The 14140-nt window shown below is 59.7% G+C and carries 12 protein-coding genes; 11 read left to right on the top strand and 1 reads right to left on the bottom strand.

Going from position 1 to position 14140, the window contains the following annotated elements; genetic code table 11:
- The first annotated feature begins 138 nt into the window (after positions 1–138).
- The 5 genes from norR to KGB06_RS19430 all read left to right on the top strand — a co-directional run bounded on the left by norR (position 139) and on the right by KGB06_RS19430 (position 4669).
- Positions 139–1689 carry a nitric oxide reductase transcriptional regulator NorR gene (norR, locus tag KGB06_RS19450; RefSeq protein ID WP_223518631.1) on the top strand — a complete coding sequence of 517 codons (1551 nt, stop codon included), beginning with the start codon at positions 139–141 and terminating at the stop codon, positions 1687–1689.
- A gap of 281 nt (positions 1690–1970) precedes the next feature.
- Entirely contained in the window at positions 1971–2873 is a 903-nt protein-coding gene (locus KGB06_RS19445; RefSeq protein ID WP_223518630.1) for a chemotaxis protein CheV, read from the top strand.
- A gap of 27 nt (positions 2874–2900) precedes the next feature.
- Positions 2901–3359 carry a GNAT family N-acetyltransferase gene (locus KGB06_RS19440; protein ID WP_223518680.1) on the top strand — a complete coding sequence of 153 codons (459 nt, stop codon included), beginning with the start codon at positions 2901–2903 and terminating at the stop codon, positions 3357–3359.
- Positions 3360–3527: 168 nt separating this feature from the next.
- A complete protein-coding gene (locus KGB06_RS19435) occupies positions 3528–3863 on the top strand; it encodes a hypothetical protein (protein ID WP_223518628.1) in 336 nt (111 codons plus the stop codon).
- 56 nt (positions 3864–3919) lie between these two features.
- A complete protein-coding gene (locus KGB06_RS19430) occupies positions 3920–4669 on the top strand; it encodes a YkgJ family cysteine cluster protein (RefSeq protein ID WP_223518623.1) in 750 nt (249 codons plus the stop codon).
- A 155-nt stretch (positions 4670–4824) separates the two neighbouring features.
- On the opposite strand, the gene KGB06_RS19425 is transcribed toward KGB06_RS19430, so the two are convergent.
- Positions 4825–5082, bottom strand: coding sequence for a hypothetical protein (locus tag KGB06_RS19425; RefSeq protein ID WP_007905458.1), 258 nt, complete (start codon positions 5080–5082; stop codon positions 4825–4827).
- A 363-nt stretch (positions 5083–5445) separates the two neighbouring features.
- On the opposite strand from KGB06_RS19425, the gene KGB06_RS19420 reads away from it, so the two are divergent.
- The 6 genes from KGB06_RS19420 (at position 5446) to KGB06_RS19395 (ending at position 13972) form a co-directional block, all read left to right on the top strand.
- A complete protein-coding gene (locus KGB06_RS19420) occupies positions 5446–6606 on the top strand; it encodes an efflux RND transporter periplasmic adaptor subunit (protein WP_223518622.1) in 1161 nt (386 codons plus the stop codon).
- Positions 6603–9704 (top strand): multidrug efflux RND transporter permease subunit, encoded by a 3102-nt coding sequence (locus KGB06_RS19415; RefSeq protein WP_223518621.1) that lies wholly within the window; start codon positions 6603–6605, stop codon positions 9702–9704. Before KGB06_RS19420 ends, KGB06_RS19415 begins: the two co-directional genes overlap by 4 nt.
- A 9-nt stretch (positions 9705–9713) precedes the next feature.
- Positions 9714–10391 carry a heavy metal response regulator transcription factor gene (locus tag KGB06_RS19410; protein ID WP_007943491.1) on the top strand — a complete coding sequence of 226 codons (678 nt, stop codon included), beginning with the start codon at positions 9714–9716 and terminating at the stop codon, positions 10389–10391.
- Positions 10381–11745 carry a heavy metal sensor histidine kinase gene (locus KGB06_RS19405; RefSeq protein WP_223518620.1) on the top strand — a complete coding sequence of 455 codons (1365 nt, stop codon included), beginning with the start codon at positions 10381–10383 and terminating at the stop codon, positions 11743–11745. The genes KGB06_RS19410 and KGB06_RS19405 overlap by 11 nt, the downstream gene beginning before the upstream one ends.
- Positions 11746–12042: 297 nt before the next feature.
- A complete protein-coding gene (locus KGB06_RS30010; RefSeq protein ID WP_317849415.1) occupies positions 12043–12267 on the top strand; it encodes a hypothetical protein in 225 nt (74 codons plus the stop codon).
- A 202-nt stretch (positions 12268–12469) separates the two neighbouring features.
- A complete protein-coding gene (locus KGB06_RS19395) occupies positions 12470–13972 on the top strand; it encodes a diguanylate cyclase (RefSeq protein WP_223518618.1) in 1503 nt (500 codons plus the stop codon).
- Positions 13973–14140: the final 168 nt, after the last annotated feature.

Genomic DNA, 14140 nt, shown 5'->3' with positions numbered 1-14140 from the left:
CCGGAGCTTTATGTGTATTTCCTTAGACATATCAGTTTCCATGCCAACTATATAAACGTTATAAATCAACAACTTAAAAACTTCGTAGTCATATCGACACGAGCTGTTTTATAGTCTTAGCGACTACATGGAGTCACTATGACTGCAAAACCCTTGCTCACCGCCCTGCTGCCTCTGGTCTCTGACCTGTCCCGCGAACTGCCCGAAGGCGAGCGCTATCGACGCCTGCTCGAAGCCATGCGCGCCCTGCTTCCCTGCGATGCCGCTGCCCTGCTGCGCCTTGATGGCGAATGGCTGGTTCCGTTGGCAGTCGACGGGTTGAGCACAGACACTCTGGGCCGGCGCTTCAAAGTCAGCGAACACCCGCGCTTCGAAGCATTGCTCAGCAGCCACGGCCCGACCCGCTTCGCCGCCGACAGCGACCTGCCGGACCCTTACGACGGACTGGTCGAAGGCCTCGACGATCATCTGGAAGTCCACGACTGCATGGGTTGCCCGCTGTTTATCGACGAGCGTCCGTGGGGTTTGCTGACCCTCGACGCCCTCGACCCGGAACAATTTCAGCCCATCGAACTGGATGCGCTGCAAGCCTTTGCCAGCCTCGCTGCGGCCACGGTCAACGCCGCCGAGCGCATCGAGCGCCTGGCCAATCGCGCCGAAGACGAGCATCAGCGTGCCGAGGTTTACCGTCAGGCCAGCGGTCAGCAGAACCGCGAGATGATCGGCCAGAGCAAGGCACACAAACGCCTGGAGGAAGAGATCAATCTGGTGGGCGGCAGTGACCTGACGGTGCTGATCACCGGTGAAACCGGGGTCGGCAAGGAACTGGTCGCACAGGCGATCCATGCCGCCTCTGCGCGGGCCGACAAACCGATCATCAGCCTTAACTGCGCAGCCCTGCCGGACACTCTGGTCGAGAGCGAGTTGTTCGGCCATGTGCGTGGCGCGTTCACCGGCGCGACGAATGATCGTCGCGGCAAGTTCGAACTGGCCAACGGCGGCACGCTGTTTCTCGATGAAGTCGGCGAACTGTCGCTGACGGTGCAAGCCAAGCTGCTGCGCGTCCTGCAAAGCGGGCAATTGCAGCGACTGGGTTCGGACAAGGAACACCAAGTGGACGTGCGCCTGATCGCGGCGACTAATCGCGACCTGGCCGAGGAAGTGCGTAATGGGCGCTACCGTGCCGACTTCTACCACCGTTTGAGCGTTTACCCCTTGCTGGTACCGGCACTGCGGGATCGCGGACGGGATGTATTGCTGCTCAGCGGCTTCTTCCTGGAGCAAAACCGCTCGCGCATGGGCCTCAACAGCCTGCGCTTGAACAGCGATGCACAGGCCGCATTGATGGCCTACAACTGGCCGGGGAATGTGCGGGAGCTGGAGCATTTGATTGGCCGAAGTGCGCTCAAAGCGCTGGGCAACTGCAAGGACCGACCGAAGATTCTCAGCTTGAGCGCTGCGGACCTGGATTTGCCCACGGGCCACGTCGAGGCCATTAGCGAGCAGCCAGTGGCCAGCCCTGTGGTGCTGGTGTCTGGTGATTTGCGTGAAGCCACCGAGAACTACCAGCGGCAATTGATCAGTGCTTGCCTGGAGCGGCACCACAACAACTGGGCGAGTGCGGCGCGTGAGCTGGGCCTGGATCGAGCGAATCTCGGGCGCATGGCCAAAAGACTGGGGATGAAATAACTCGGTCCCTGTAGCAGCTGCCGAGCCTGCGAGGCTGCGTTCGAGGACGCAGTCCTCGCCAATCCATCGGCTGCGTTGTATCTGATACATCCGGGATTCAGGGTTTACGGCTGCTTCGCAACCGGACGCAGCCTCGCAGGCTCGGCAGCTGCTACAAAGCATGCATTCACCGGTGTGCGACGCAAAGCCCCTAAAGCCTGCCCGCTACAAGTCGATAACCCGATATCGGTAGTTGTGGGCCATCCCGCAACCACCCATCACCTTTTCCACAGAAGGTTTTTATGTCTTCCACCAAAGCCCGCGCAGATTCACTTTCGCTTCTGCTGTTTACCTTGCGCAGCGGCAAGCTGATGGCGATCAACCTGCTGAAAGTCAGCGAAATCATCCCCTGCCCGCCGCTGACCAGGCTGCCGGAGTCGCATCCCCACGTCAAAGGCATCGCCACCCTGCGTGGCGCGTCGTTGTCGGTGATCGACCTGAGCCGTGCCATCGGCGAGCGCCCGCTGGAAGACCCTAACGGTGGCTGCCTGATCGTCACCGACGTCAGTCGCTCAAAGCAGGGCCTGCATGTTCAAGCCGTGAGCAAGATCGTTCACTGCCTGACCTCCGACATTCGCCCGCCACCCTTCGGTTCCGGCGGCGTGCGTTCGTACATCACCGGCGTGACCTCGGTCGACGGCACTCTGGTGCAGGTGCTGGACATCGAAAAAGTCATCCACGGCATCGCGCCGGCACAGATCGAAACCGCCCCGACCGAACTGAGCATGGAAGACGCCGAAATCTTGGGCAGCGCACGCATTCTGGTGGTTGATGACAGCCAGGTCGCCTTGCAACAATCCGTGCACACCCTGCGCAACCTCGGCCTGCAATGCCACACCGCGCGCAGCGCCAAGGAAGCGATCGACTGCCTGCTCGACCTGCAAGGCACGGCCCAACAGATCAACCTGATCGTCTCGGACATCGAAATGTCAGAGATGGATGGCTACGCCTTCACCCGCACCCTGCGCGAAACGCCAGACTTCTCGCACCTGTATGTGCTGCTGCACACATCCCTGGACAGCACGATGAACAGCGAAAAAGCACGCCTGGCCGGGGCTAACGCAGTGCTGACCAAATTCTCTTCGCCAGAATTGACCAAATGCCTGATCGAGGCGGCCAAGGCCGTCGCTGAACAAGGTCATTGAGAGATGGCCGAGGGCTTTTGTTTTTTGATGCGGCGCAACCTCGCGGAGGCTGTGCCAGAGATCACTTGGCCTCAAGGGATTGTCCTCACCCAGTACCGCCCTGAATCGGCAGAAGCTATTCATCGTTTGATGGAACAGGGGTTTCAGGACGGTGGCGGCCGCGTGCCAGTGCTGAAGGTGTGGCAACAGCGGTTTGAAACCGACCCGGAATACGATCCCACCCTTTGTTTCATTGCGCTGGATGCCGATGGGATCGTCGGTGTGTGCCAGTGCTGGACCAGCGCCTACATCAAAAACCTGGTGGTGCATCCGCGGGCGCAACGCCTCGGGCTTGGCCGCGCATTGCTGCTACAGGCGTTCAACGTCTTTAAGCAACGCCGGGAAGGATTTGTCGATTTGAAAGTATTGGAAGACAACCTTCGGGCGCAGCGGTTGTATGAACGTGCCGGGATGTATATCGTCCGCCGGGAACCGGTTCCAGCCTGATACACCGCCTTCGTCGGAACGCCGCCCGGAGCCGGCTCGCTCCCACAGTGGATCTATGTTGTACGCAGATCAAGTGTGGGAGCGAGCCTGCTCGCGATGAGGCCCGCAATACCCACATCAAACCCTCAGGCATACTCGGCCCATAAAAGCCCAACGGATGCCTGAACCATGAAAGCCGCTACGCTGACCTTCCTCTGCGTCACAGCCCTCGCCTCCCAGGCCCAAGCCTCCAGCCCTGACGCTTGGGCGACCTACGACAAAGCGGTGCTCGCCAGCTGCACCAAGGCAAGCGGTCTGAAAAATGCCAAACCGATCGGCAACGCTGCGCAGTTCGATGATCGGGTCGGCTACACCGCCCTCCTGTTGCAAGGCCAATACCCGCAAAAACACATGAAAGGCCAGCAAGGCACAGAGCTGTGCCTCTACAACAAGCAGACAAAAACCGCCTACGTGACCGAATGGGACTCCATCCGCTCGACCGCCAAGACCCAGCTTCAACGCTGAGCGGTGCGGTGACATTCTGTCGCCGCTTTACGCCTCCACATATGACCCGGCGATCAATGAATACAACGTTTTCCTGCGTAGGTTGCGGCAAATGCTGCAATGACCATCATGTCCCCCTGACCCTGGCGGAAGCCCGGATGTGGGCGGCCGATGGAGGTCAAGTGATCGTGCTGGTCGAGGGCTTTTTGGGTAACGGCCTGGGCCTGCCCGTGCAGCAACGCGAACACGCCGAACGCCGTTCGGTAGTGGTTCGAAGCGGCACGTCCGAGGCGTATGTAGCGATCACCTTTGCCGCTTATAACGTCGGTCCCTGCCGGAATCTTGACGAAGACAACCTGTGCCGCATCTACGAACGCCGACCGTTGGTGTGCCGCATATACCCCGCGGAGATCAACCCGCACATCATGCTGAACACAGCGATCAAGGACTGCCCGCCTGAGTCATGGGAACAAGGCCCGGACTTGATCATCAGCGGCGAGTTAGTGGATCAGGAACTGGCGGGGTTGATCCAGCGTTCTCGTCAGGCGGATCGCGATGACGTTCGGGCCAAGGATGCGATTTGCGGGTTGCTGGGGATTCGGACGACAGCGCTGAAGGGAGATGGGTTTACCGCTTATCTGCCTGACATGACGGTGTTTGCCACGGTCATCGACCAGGTGTCAACGCAACCGCTGGCGGCATCGGAAAGTGACTGGTTGTTTCATGTTTCGGGGGAAGACATTGCCGGGAAAGTTCAGGCTGCGGGGGCGCAAGTGGCGACTGATGCGCCGGAGAACTATGCGTTTATTTCGTTGCGGGCGGCTTGATTCAAGAGAGATGTCGTCGGGTATGACCCCATCGCGAGCAGGCTCGCTCCCACAGTTGAAATTCACAGGTCACAGATGTTGTGTACGACGAAGATCCACTGTGGGAGCGAGCCTGCTCGCGATGACGATCGATCAGGCACCGGAGAAACTGAAACTCAGCGCTTACCCATCGAACGACGAGTCCCCGGAGGTGCTGCGCCCGGGGTCTTGGTATGGCCATTCTTCGCACCATTCTTGTACCAAGGCTGGCTAGCGTTCTTCGCCGCGGCCAACTCACCCGGTTTGAACGGGAACTTGAACGCCGGGATCGCGGCTTTGGTTTCGCTGTCTGCGCTGGAGTCGACGCTGTCTGGCAGGTCTGCCTGGTCGTCGCTCAAAGCGTCGGCAACCGGCGGTTGTGTCGGGGAAGTCATGAAAGCTCCGGGTGATGCAATAGAGTCGGGCCCGGTCAGCGAGCCGCGAAAGGCGGCAGTATACCTGTGTCGAGAGCTGCAAGCTTCACGCGACAAGTGAGTCCGTCGGGTTTTGTGTTGACTGGTACACCGCCATCGCGAGCAAGCTCAGCTCCTACAAAGACAGCGCTGTACCTGTAGGAGCCGAGCTTGCTCGCGATGAACGATAACACCGTCAACCTGAAGAAACCGTCCGCAACGGATCCAAACGCCCAAACTGACAACCCCGTCAGTTACCAGTCACCCTCCTGACGGGCTGACAGGGTTATAAAGAGGGTATAAATCTGAAAATACCCAAACCCTTTAACCCGGCGCCCCACTCGCATGCGAATTCAAAAAAAACCCGCCTTGATCGCAGGTCTGCTAATTGCCTTGGCAGCGTTGGGTACGTGGTATGTCACCAAGCCCGCCACAGCCAAACTCGCCGCCCCTACCGCGATTCCGGTGCGCGTGGTCAATGTCGTTGAAAAAGACGTGCCGCGTTATATCAGCGGCATCGGTTCGGTGCTGTCCTTGCACAGCGTCGTGGTGCGCCCGCAGATCGACGGCATTCTCACCAAAATCCTAGTCAAGGAAGGCCAACTGGTGAACAAAGGTGACCTGCTGGCCACCATCGATGACCGCTCGATCCGCGCCAGCCTCGATCAGGCCCGCGCTCAACTGGGCGAAAACCAGGCGCAGTTGCAAGTGGCACTGGTCAACCTCAAGCGTTACAAGTTGCTGAGTGTCGACGACGGGGTTTCCAAACAGACCTACGACCAGCAACAAGCGCTGGTCAATCAACTCAAGGCCACCGCGCAAGGCAATCAGGCGTCAATCGACGCCGCTCAGGTGCAACTCTCCTACACGCAGATTCACTCCCCGGTCAGTGGTCGCGTCGGTATTCGTACAGTGGATGAAGGCAACTTCCTGCGCATGACCGATGCCCAAGGCCTGTTCACCGTGACGCAGATCGACCCGATTGCCGTCGAGTTCTCCCTGCCGCAGCACATGCTGCCGATCCTCCAAGGGCTGATCGGCGACCCGCAACGCGCACAGGTAAAAGCCTACATTGGCGCCGACACCGACGGTGAAACCGGCAACCTGCTGGGCGAAGGTCACTTGACCCTGATCGATAACCAGATCAACGCCAACACCGGGACCATCCGCGCCAAGGCCGAATTCAACAACCCAGGGCAGAAACTCTGGCCGGGCCTGCTGGTGACGGTAAAAATTCAGACAGCCCTGGAGAAAGATGCCCTGGTGGTGCCGCCCACCGTCGTACAACGGGGTCTCGATCAACACTTCGTGTACCGGGTCAACGGTGACAGGGTTGAAGCCGTCACCGTGCAGGTGGTTTCGCAAGGCAGCGGCCAGGACATCATCAAAGGCGTAAAACCGGGCGATGTGCTGGTCACTGATGGCCAGTCGCGGCTCAAGCCGGGGTCGACCGTGCAGGTGCTGACCGAACCGCCACAGGTGGTGCAATCGGAGTCGAAGCCATGAAGGGCCACGGCTCGATCTCGGCCTGGTGCATCGATCACCCGGTCGCCACCCTCCTGCTGACCTTTGCCCTGGTGCTGCTCGGCGCCATCGCCTTTCCGCGTCTGTCGATTGCGCCGCTGCCGGAAGCCGAATTCCCGACCATTCAGGTGGCCGCGCAACTACCCGGTGCCAGCCCGGAAACCATGGCGTCGTCGGTGGCCACGCCGCTTGAAGTGCAATTCAGTTCCATTCCCGGTGTGACCCAAATGACATCGAGCAGCGCCTTGGGCTCGACCATCCTGATCCTGCAATTCACCCTCGACAAAAGCATCGACACCGCCGCCCAGGAAGTCCAGGCCGCGATCAACACCGCTGCCGGCAAACTGCCCAAGGACATGCCCAACCTGCCGACCTGGCGCAAGGTCAACCCGGCTGACAGCCCGGTGCTGATCCTCAGCGTCAACTCCACGCAAATGCCCGGCACCGAGCTCAGCGACCTGGTGGAAACCCTGCTGTCGCGTCAGATCAGCCAGATCGAAGGCGTAGGCCAAACCAACATTACCGGTCAGCAACGTCCGGCGATTCGCGTTCAAGCCTCGGCGGACAAACTGGCGGCCATCGGCCTGACCCTCGCCGACATTCGCCTGGCCCTCCAGAACACCAGCCTCAACCTGGCCAAAGGTGCGTTATACGGCGAGTCGAGCATTTCGACGCTGTCGACCAACGACCAGCTATTTCACCCCGAGGAATACAGCCAACTCATCGTTTCCTACAAGGACGGCGCCCCGGTTCATCTGAGGGATGTCGCCAAAGTCGTCAACGGTTCGGAAGATGCCTACATTCAGGCCTGGGCCGACGGTAAGCCCGGGGTGAACCTGGTGATTTTCCGGCAACCGGGGGCGAACATCGTCGAGACCGTGGACCGCATTCAAGCCGCACTGCCCACACTGAAAGCCATGCTCCCCGCCTCGGTTCAGGTCAACGTGCTGGTCGACCGCACCCAGACCATCCGTGCGTCCTTGCATGAAGTGGAAATCACCCTGCTGATCGCGATCCTGCTGGTGGTGGCGGTGATGGCGCTGTTCCTGCGCCAATGGTCGGCGACCCTGATTGTGTCCGCAGTGCTGGGCGTTTCCCTGATCGCAAGTTTCGCCCTGATGTACATCATGGGCTTCAGCCTGAACAACCTGACCCTGGTGGCGATTGTGGTGGCGGTGGGGTTTGTGGTCGACGATGCGATTGTGGTGGTGGAGAACATTCACCGACATCTTGAAGCCGGCGACGGCATGCGCGAAGCGGCGATCAAGGGCGCCGGCGAGATTGGTTTTACCGTGGTCTCGATCAGTTTCTCGCTGGTGGCGGCGTTTATTCCGCTGCTGTTCATGGGCGGCGTGGTCGGGCGGTTGTTCAAGGAATTCGCCCTCACCGCCACTTCAACCATCATGATTTCGGTCGTGGTGTCGCTGACGCTGGCGCCAACCCTGGCCGCGCTGTTCATGCGTGCGCCGGTGCATCACGCCCACAGCAAACCCACGTTCGGCGAACGCTTGCTGGCCGGCTACGAAAAATTGCTGCGCCGCGCCCTCGCCCATCAGAAATTGATGATCGGTGTGTTCGGACTTTCCCTGTGCCTGGCCATCGCCGGTTACATCTTCATTCCCAAGGGCTTCTTCCCTGTACAGGACACCGGGTTTGTCCTCGGTACGACCGAAGCTGCCGCCGATATTTCCTACGGCGACATGGTGAAAAAACACTTGGCGATGGCCGAAATCGTCGCGGCGGATCCCGCAGTCGCGGCATTTTCCCACTCGGTCGGTGTGTCCGGCAGCAACCAGACCATCGCCAACGGCCGCTTCTGGATCTCCCTGAAAAAGCGCGGCGACCGCGACGTTTCGGCCAGTCAGTTCATCGACCGGATTCGTCCGCAACTGATGAAGGTTCCGGGCATCGTGTTGTACCTGCGCGCAGGCCAGGACATCAACCTCAGCTCAGGCCCGAGCCGTGCGCAGTACCAATACGTGCTCAAGAGCAACGACGGCGCGACCCTCAGCACCTGGACCCAGCGGCTGACGGAAAAACTGCGCAGCAACCCGGCGTTCCGCGACATTTCCAACGACCTGCAACTGGGCGGCAGCATCACCCACATCAGCATCGACCGCAGCGCCGCGGCGCGCTTCGGCCTGACCGCCAGTGATGTCGACGAAGCGCTGTACGATGCGTTTGGTCAGCGCCAGGTCAATGAATTCCAGACCCAGATCAACCAATACAACGTGATTCTGGAACTGGACACCAAGCAACGCGGCAAGGCCGAAAGCCTCAACTATTTCTACCTGCGCTCGCCGTTGAGCGGGGAAATGGTGCCGCTGTCGGCACTGGCAAAATTTGACGCACCCACAGTCGGCCCGCTGTCCATTGCCCATGACGGCATGTTCCCGGCCGCCAACTTGTCGTTCAACCTAGCGCCCGGCGTGGCGTTGGGTGATGCGGTGATCATGCTCAACCAGGCCAAGGTCGACATCGGCATGCCGGCGGCCATGAGCGGCAATTTCCAGGGCGCTGCGCAGGCATTCCAGAGCTCACTGGCCAGCCAGCCGTGGCTGATTCTGGCGGCGCTGGTGGCGGTGTACATCATTCTCGGCGTGCTCTACGAGAGCTTCGTGCATCCGCTGACCATTATCTCGACGCTGCCCTCGGCGGGGCTCGGAGCGGTGATCATGCTGTGGATTTGCGGCCAGGACTTTTCGATCATGGCGTTGATCGGGCTGGTGCTGCTGATCGGTATCGTCAAGAAAAACGGCATCTTGATGATCGACTTCGCGCTCGACGCCCAGCGCAACCGTGGCTTGCCGCCTGAAGAAGCGATCTTCGAGGCCTGTATTACACGGTTCCGCCCGATCATCATGACCACCCTCGCCGCACTGCTCGGCGCACTGCCGTTGATGCTCGGTTACGGCACCGGCGCCGAACTGCGCCAGCCATTGGGCATCGCGGTGGTCGGCGGCCTGCTGGTGAGCCAGGCGCTGACGCTGTTCACCACTCCAGTCATATACTTGTGGCTTGAGCGGCTATTCCATCGACCTAAACCTGCACCGATTTCGGCGCTGGCGACCACAGACTGAGGCGGGGTCATGCGCGTTCTGATTATCGAAGACGAAGAAAAAACCGCGGACTATTTGCACCGCGGCCTGACGGAACAGGGTTACACCGTGGACGTGGCGCGGGACGGCGTGGAAGGCCTGCACCTGGCGCTGGAAAGTGACTACGCGGTGATCGTCCTTGACGTCATGCTGCCGGGCCTCGACGGCTTCGGCGTGTTGCGCGCATTGCGTGCGCGCAAGCAAACCCCGGTGATCATGCTCACTGCCCGCGAGCGTGTCGAAGACCGCATCAAAGGCCTGCGCGACGGCGCCGACGATTACCTGGGCAAGCCGTTTTCCTTCCTTGAACTGGTGGCGCGTCTGCAAGCGTTGACCCGGCGCAGCGGTGGGCACGAACCCGTGCAAGTGAGCATCGCCGACCTGTGGATAGATTTGATCAGCCGCAAGGCTACACGCGCCGGCACACGGCTGGACCTGACCGCCAAAGAGTTTTCGCTGCTCAGTGTGCTGGCTCGCCGGCAAGGTGAAATCCTCTCGAAAACGGCGATTGCCGAGATGGTCTGGGACATCAATTTCGACAGCGACGCCAACGTCGTCGAAGTCGCGATCAAGCGCCTGCGGGCCAAGCTCGACGGGCCGTTCGACGAGAAACTGCTGCACACGATTCGTGGCATGGGTTATGTGCTGGAGAGCCGCGGTGTCCAGTAACTCCATCGCGCTTCGCCTGAGCGGGATGTTTACGCTGGTGGCGCTTTTAGTGTTTTTGTTGATCGGCTGGGCGTTGTATCAGCAGGTCGATAAAGGCTTGGGTTTGCTTCCCGAGGCCGAACTGGATGCGCGCTACAGCGTGCTCGAATCCACCGTCGGCCGTTACGGCACGCCCGAGCATTGGGTGAAGATCAACAACAAGCTCAAGCTGCTTGGCGAAGAAGACAAACGCATCCGTTTCTGGATCGTCAGCGGTGATCCGCACTACGAATACGGCGACCTCACACCGCAGATCCGTGCCTTTTCCGAAGGGTCCCTGGGGATGCGTGACTTGCAGCTGCCGGACCATCCCTACCCGCTGAAAGTACTGGTGAGCCAGTTCCCGGCCAAGGATCAACGCCCGCCGCTGCGCTTCATGATCGGCATCGACACTGAGACATTTTTCGAGACTCAGCATCACTTGCTGATCGCTTTGATCAGCCTGGCGATTGTCGGTGTGTTATTGGCTTCTGCGCTGGGGTATTGGGTGGCGCGCATTGGCCTCAAGCCTTTGATCAAATTGTCTCAGGAGGCCCAGCGCCTGGCGCCGCCGCTGCGTTCCGGGCGACTGCGATTATCGTCGCTGCCGCCGGAACTGAATCAGTTCGTCAATTCGTTCAACTCCACACTGGAACGGGTTGAACAGGCGTATTCACGGCTGGAATCGTTCAACGCCGATGTCGCCCATGAATTGCGCTCGCCGCTGACCAACCTGATCGGCCAGACTCAAGTCGCGCTGACGCGTGGGCGCTCCGCCGAACACTATTTTGAAGTGCTGCAATCGAACCTCGAAGAACTGGAACGGCTGCGCTCGATCATCAACGACATGCTGTTCCTCGCCAGCGCCGATCAAGGCAGCAAGGCCACCAAACTGACGTCCACCTCGCTCGCCGATGAAGTGGCGACGACGCTGGAGTACCTGGATTTCATTCTTGAGGATGCGCAGGTTCAGGTGCAGGTCAGCGGTGATGCACAGGTGCGGATCGAGATCGCCCATCTGCGCCGGGCGTTGATCAATTTGCTGAGCAACGCGGTGCAGCACACCGAGCCAGGGCAAATGATTCAGGTGCGGATCGAGGTCGAGGAGCATCAGGTGAGTATTGGCGTCGCCAACCCCGGATCACCGATTCCCAGCGAGCATTTACCGCGGCTGTTTGAGCGGTTTTATCGAGTGGATGCGTCGCGCAGCAACAGCGGCAACAATCACGGGTTGGGGCTGGCGATCGTCAAGGCGATTGCCCTGATGCATGGCGGGGATGTGTTTGTGCGCAGTGACCACGGGATGAATACCTTCGGGATTCATCTCCCCGTCTAGCCCTGATGCGACCGGATCCTGTAGCAGCTGGCGAAGCCTGCGTCGGCCGGTCCGCGCTCGGGCGCAGCAGTCGTGAAATCAGCCGCCTCGGTCTGTCAGAAAAACCGCATGTGCCGCATTTACGACTGTTGCACAGCCGGACGCAGGCTTCGCCAGCTGCTACAGGTGCGGCGTTGCTCTTCTTACTATTGCTTTTACCGCAATAGTCCTTTCTTGAACTGGCTCTGTTTCCCATCGGCCAAGATCCTTATCTTTGCCCGCACCAAACAGCACTTGCCAAGCAAGAAGGTTTTAAAGATGTCCAACATCAAGGGTATTGCCAGCGCTTTCGTTTTGTCCTCATTGTTCCTGTCTTCGTTCGCCATGGCGGAAGAATCGCAGACGTTCGTCACGCAAAATGCCACGCGCGCCACAGCGTACGATCAATATCAGAGCGAAATGACTGCCAAGGCTCAGGACGCTGCGCAACCCCCTCAAACATCGATTTCTGCAAGCCAGTCACGGATTGAGAAAGACAGCTGATTCATCGAACGACTCTGTTTCCCTCGACACTTTTCATCGGCTCTTCCCTTTGAAAAGTTGTCTTCAAAGCCGCTGCTATCAGCGGCTTTTTTCATTGGGACTACCGCAAGTGCGTTCCCGCTCAATGTCTTCTAAGCTTGAACAAGTAAAGGCCGGCGCGTTTTGCTGGCCTTTTTTATGCGCCTCAACCAGACATCAGCCCATGCCCGTGAGCCGCCCTCCTCCCCCTCCAGGCAAGACCGGTCGACCTGAGCTGATGGTGATGCTTGGCAGTTCGCTGACGGTGATTGCGATTCTCAGCATCGTTGGCTTCCTCCTGATTCGCGAACACGCCAACGCCCAGCAGGCCGCCACCCGTAGCGCGACGACCATTGCGCAGTTGATTGACGCTGACGTGTTGCGCACCGTCGAGCTCTACGACTTGACCCTGCAAGGTCTGATTGCGGCCTCGCAACGGGAAGACCTGAAACAGGTTTCGGCGCAGATACGCCATCTGGTGCTGTTCGACCGCTCCACCACGGCGCGCTTCAAGGGCGATATTTTGTTGCTGGACAAGCACGGTGAAGTGCTCGCCGATTCATCGCTGATCGAGCCCAAGCCCGGTAACTTCGCCGATCGCGACTATTTCCTCGCCCATGCTTTCAACCGTGACACAGGCATGTTCATCAGCCGTCCGTTCAAGCCGCGCTGCGACTGCGATGACAGCGAGGAGTGGCGTATCAGTTTTAGCCGACGCATTTCCTCGTCCAGTGGCGAGTTTTTAGGCGTGGCGGTGGCATCGATGCGCCTCGCGTACTTTGAACAATTATTCAACAGCCTGGACATCGGCAACGACAGTACCCTGAGCATCCTCAATGACGACGGCATTCTGCTGGCGCAAAAGCCTCACCTGATCAACGACCCCATCGGCAAGAACTTCGCCAGTCGGCCCAATGTCGAGCGCATCCTGCGAGAGGGCGCGGGCAGCTTCGACAGCGTGTCGAGCGTCGATCATCAACAACGCCTGTACACTTTTTCGAGGGTCGGCAACCTGCCGTTGACGGTTATCGTCGCCCTCTCGGGCAACGAAGTGTTCGCCACCTGGAAACGCACGGCGGTGGTGATCAGCGGTGCCACCGGCGTGCTGTGCATCGGTCTGCTCTGGCTGACCTGGTTGCTATGCCGCGAGCTTCGCCTGCGCCATCACGCCGAGCAGGAGCTGGTGCTATTGGCTGCCACCGATGCCCTGACCGGAGTCGCCAACCGCCGGACCCTGGATCAAACCCTTCGCCATGAGTGGTTTCGCGCCCAACGTTCGGGCAAGCCACTGTCGGTGCTAATGATCGACGCCGACCACTTCAAGGCGTTCAACGATCGCCATGGCCATAAGGGCGGCGACGATGCGCTACGGGCAGTGGCCAAGGTGATCAGCGCCAATGTCCGGCGGCCTGGAGATTTGGTGGCGCGGTATGGCGGAGAGGAGTTTTCGGTGATTCTGGCGGAAACGGACAGCGCGGGGGCCGGGCTGATTGCTGAAAAAATCCGGGGGGCGGTGGAGCAGATGCCATTGATGGCGGGCGCTGAAACGCCGATTACTGTCAGTATCGGGATCAGTACCTGGACGACGGAGAAAAAAATCAGCCTGGAACAGTTGCTGTTTGCGGCGGACAAGGCGTTGTATCAGGCCAAGGCAGGGGGGAGAAATCGGGTGGTGGCTGCGCAGTGAATCCTGCGTTGCGGCGGCCGGCCCTATCGCGAGCAGGCTCGCTCCTATGTATGGACTCGCCCCCACTGTCTACCTGCTTTTCAAACACTGCTACCCGGTTGCATCTATGTATAAGGCCTATTCGAGGAAGCCATCTTTGGCTTCTGGCCAACATTGGTTGAGCTCACG

This window comes from Pseudomonas sp. GL-B-19 (genome assembly GCF_019956415.1).
Classification (GTDB): Bacteria; Pseudomonadota; Gammaproteobacteria; order Pseudomonadales; family Pseudomonadaceae; genus Aquipseudomonas.
Note: the sequence above shows the minus strand (reverse complement) of the source record. Positions and strands in the feature narration are given on the sequence as shown.

Bases quoted from the DNA above. Each gene is read 5' to 3' on its own strand.
- norR (WP_223518631.1), top strand. From the start codon at position 139: ATGACTGCAAAACCCTTGCTCACCGCCCTGCTGCCTCTGGTCTCTGAC.
- KGB06_RS19445 (WP_223518630.1), top strand. From the start codon at position 1,971: ATGTCTTCCACCAAAGCCCGCGCAGATTCACTTTCGCTTCTGCTGTTT.
- KGB06_RS19440 (WP_223518680.1), top strand. From the start codon at position 2,901: ATGCGGCGCAACCTCGCGGAGGCTGTGCCAGAGATCACTTGGCCTCAA.
- KGB06_RS19435 (WP_223518628.1), top strand. From the start codon at position 3,528: ATGAAAGCCGCTACGCTGACCTTCCTCTGCGTCACAGCCCTCGCCTCC.
- KGB06_RS19430 (WP_223518623.1), top strand. From the start codon at position 3,920: ATGAATACAACGTTTTCCTGCGTAGGTTGCGGCAAATGCTGCAATGAC.
- KGB06_RS19425 (WP_007905458.1), bottom strand. From the start codon at position 5,082: ATGACTTCCCCGACACAACCGCCGGTTGCCGACGCTTTGAGCGACGAC.
- KGB06_RS19420 (WP_223518622.1), top strand. From the start codon at position 5,446: ATGCGAATTCAAAAAAAACCCGCCTTGATCGCAGGTCTGCTAATTGCC.
- KGB06_RS19415 (WP_223518621.1), top strand. From the start codon at position 6,603: ATGAAGGGCCACGGCTCGATCTCGGCCTGGTGCATCGATCACCCGGTC.
- KGB06_RS19410 (WP_007943491.1), top strand. From the start codon at position 9,714: ATGCGCGTTCTGATTATCGAAGACGAAGAAAAAACCGCGGACTATTTG.
- KGB06_RS30010 (WP_317849415.1), top strand. From the start codon at position 12,043: ATGTCCAACATCAAGGGTATTGCCAGCGCTTTCGTTTTGTCCTCATTG.
- KGB06_RS19395 (WP_223518618.1), top strand. From the start codon at position 12,470: ATGCCCGTGAGCCGCCCTCCTCCCCCTCCAGGCAAGACCGGTCGACCT.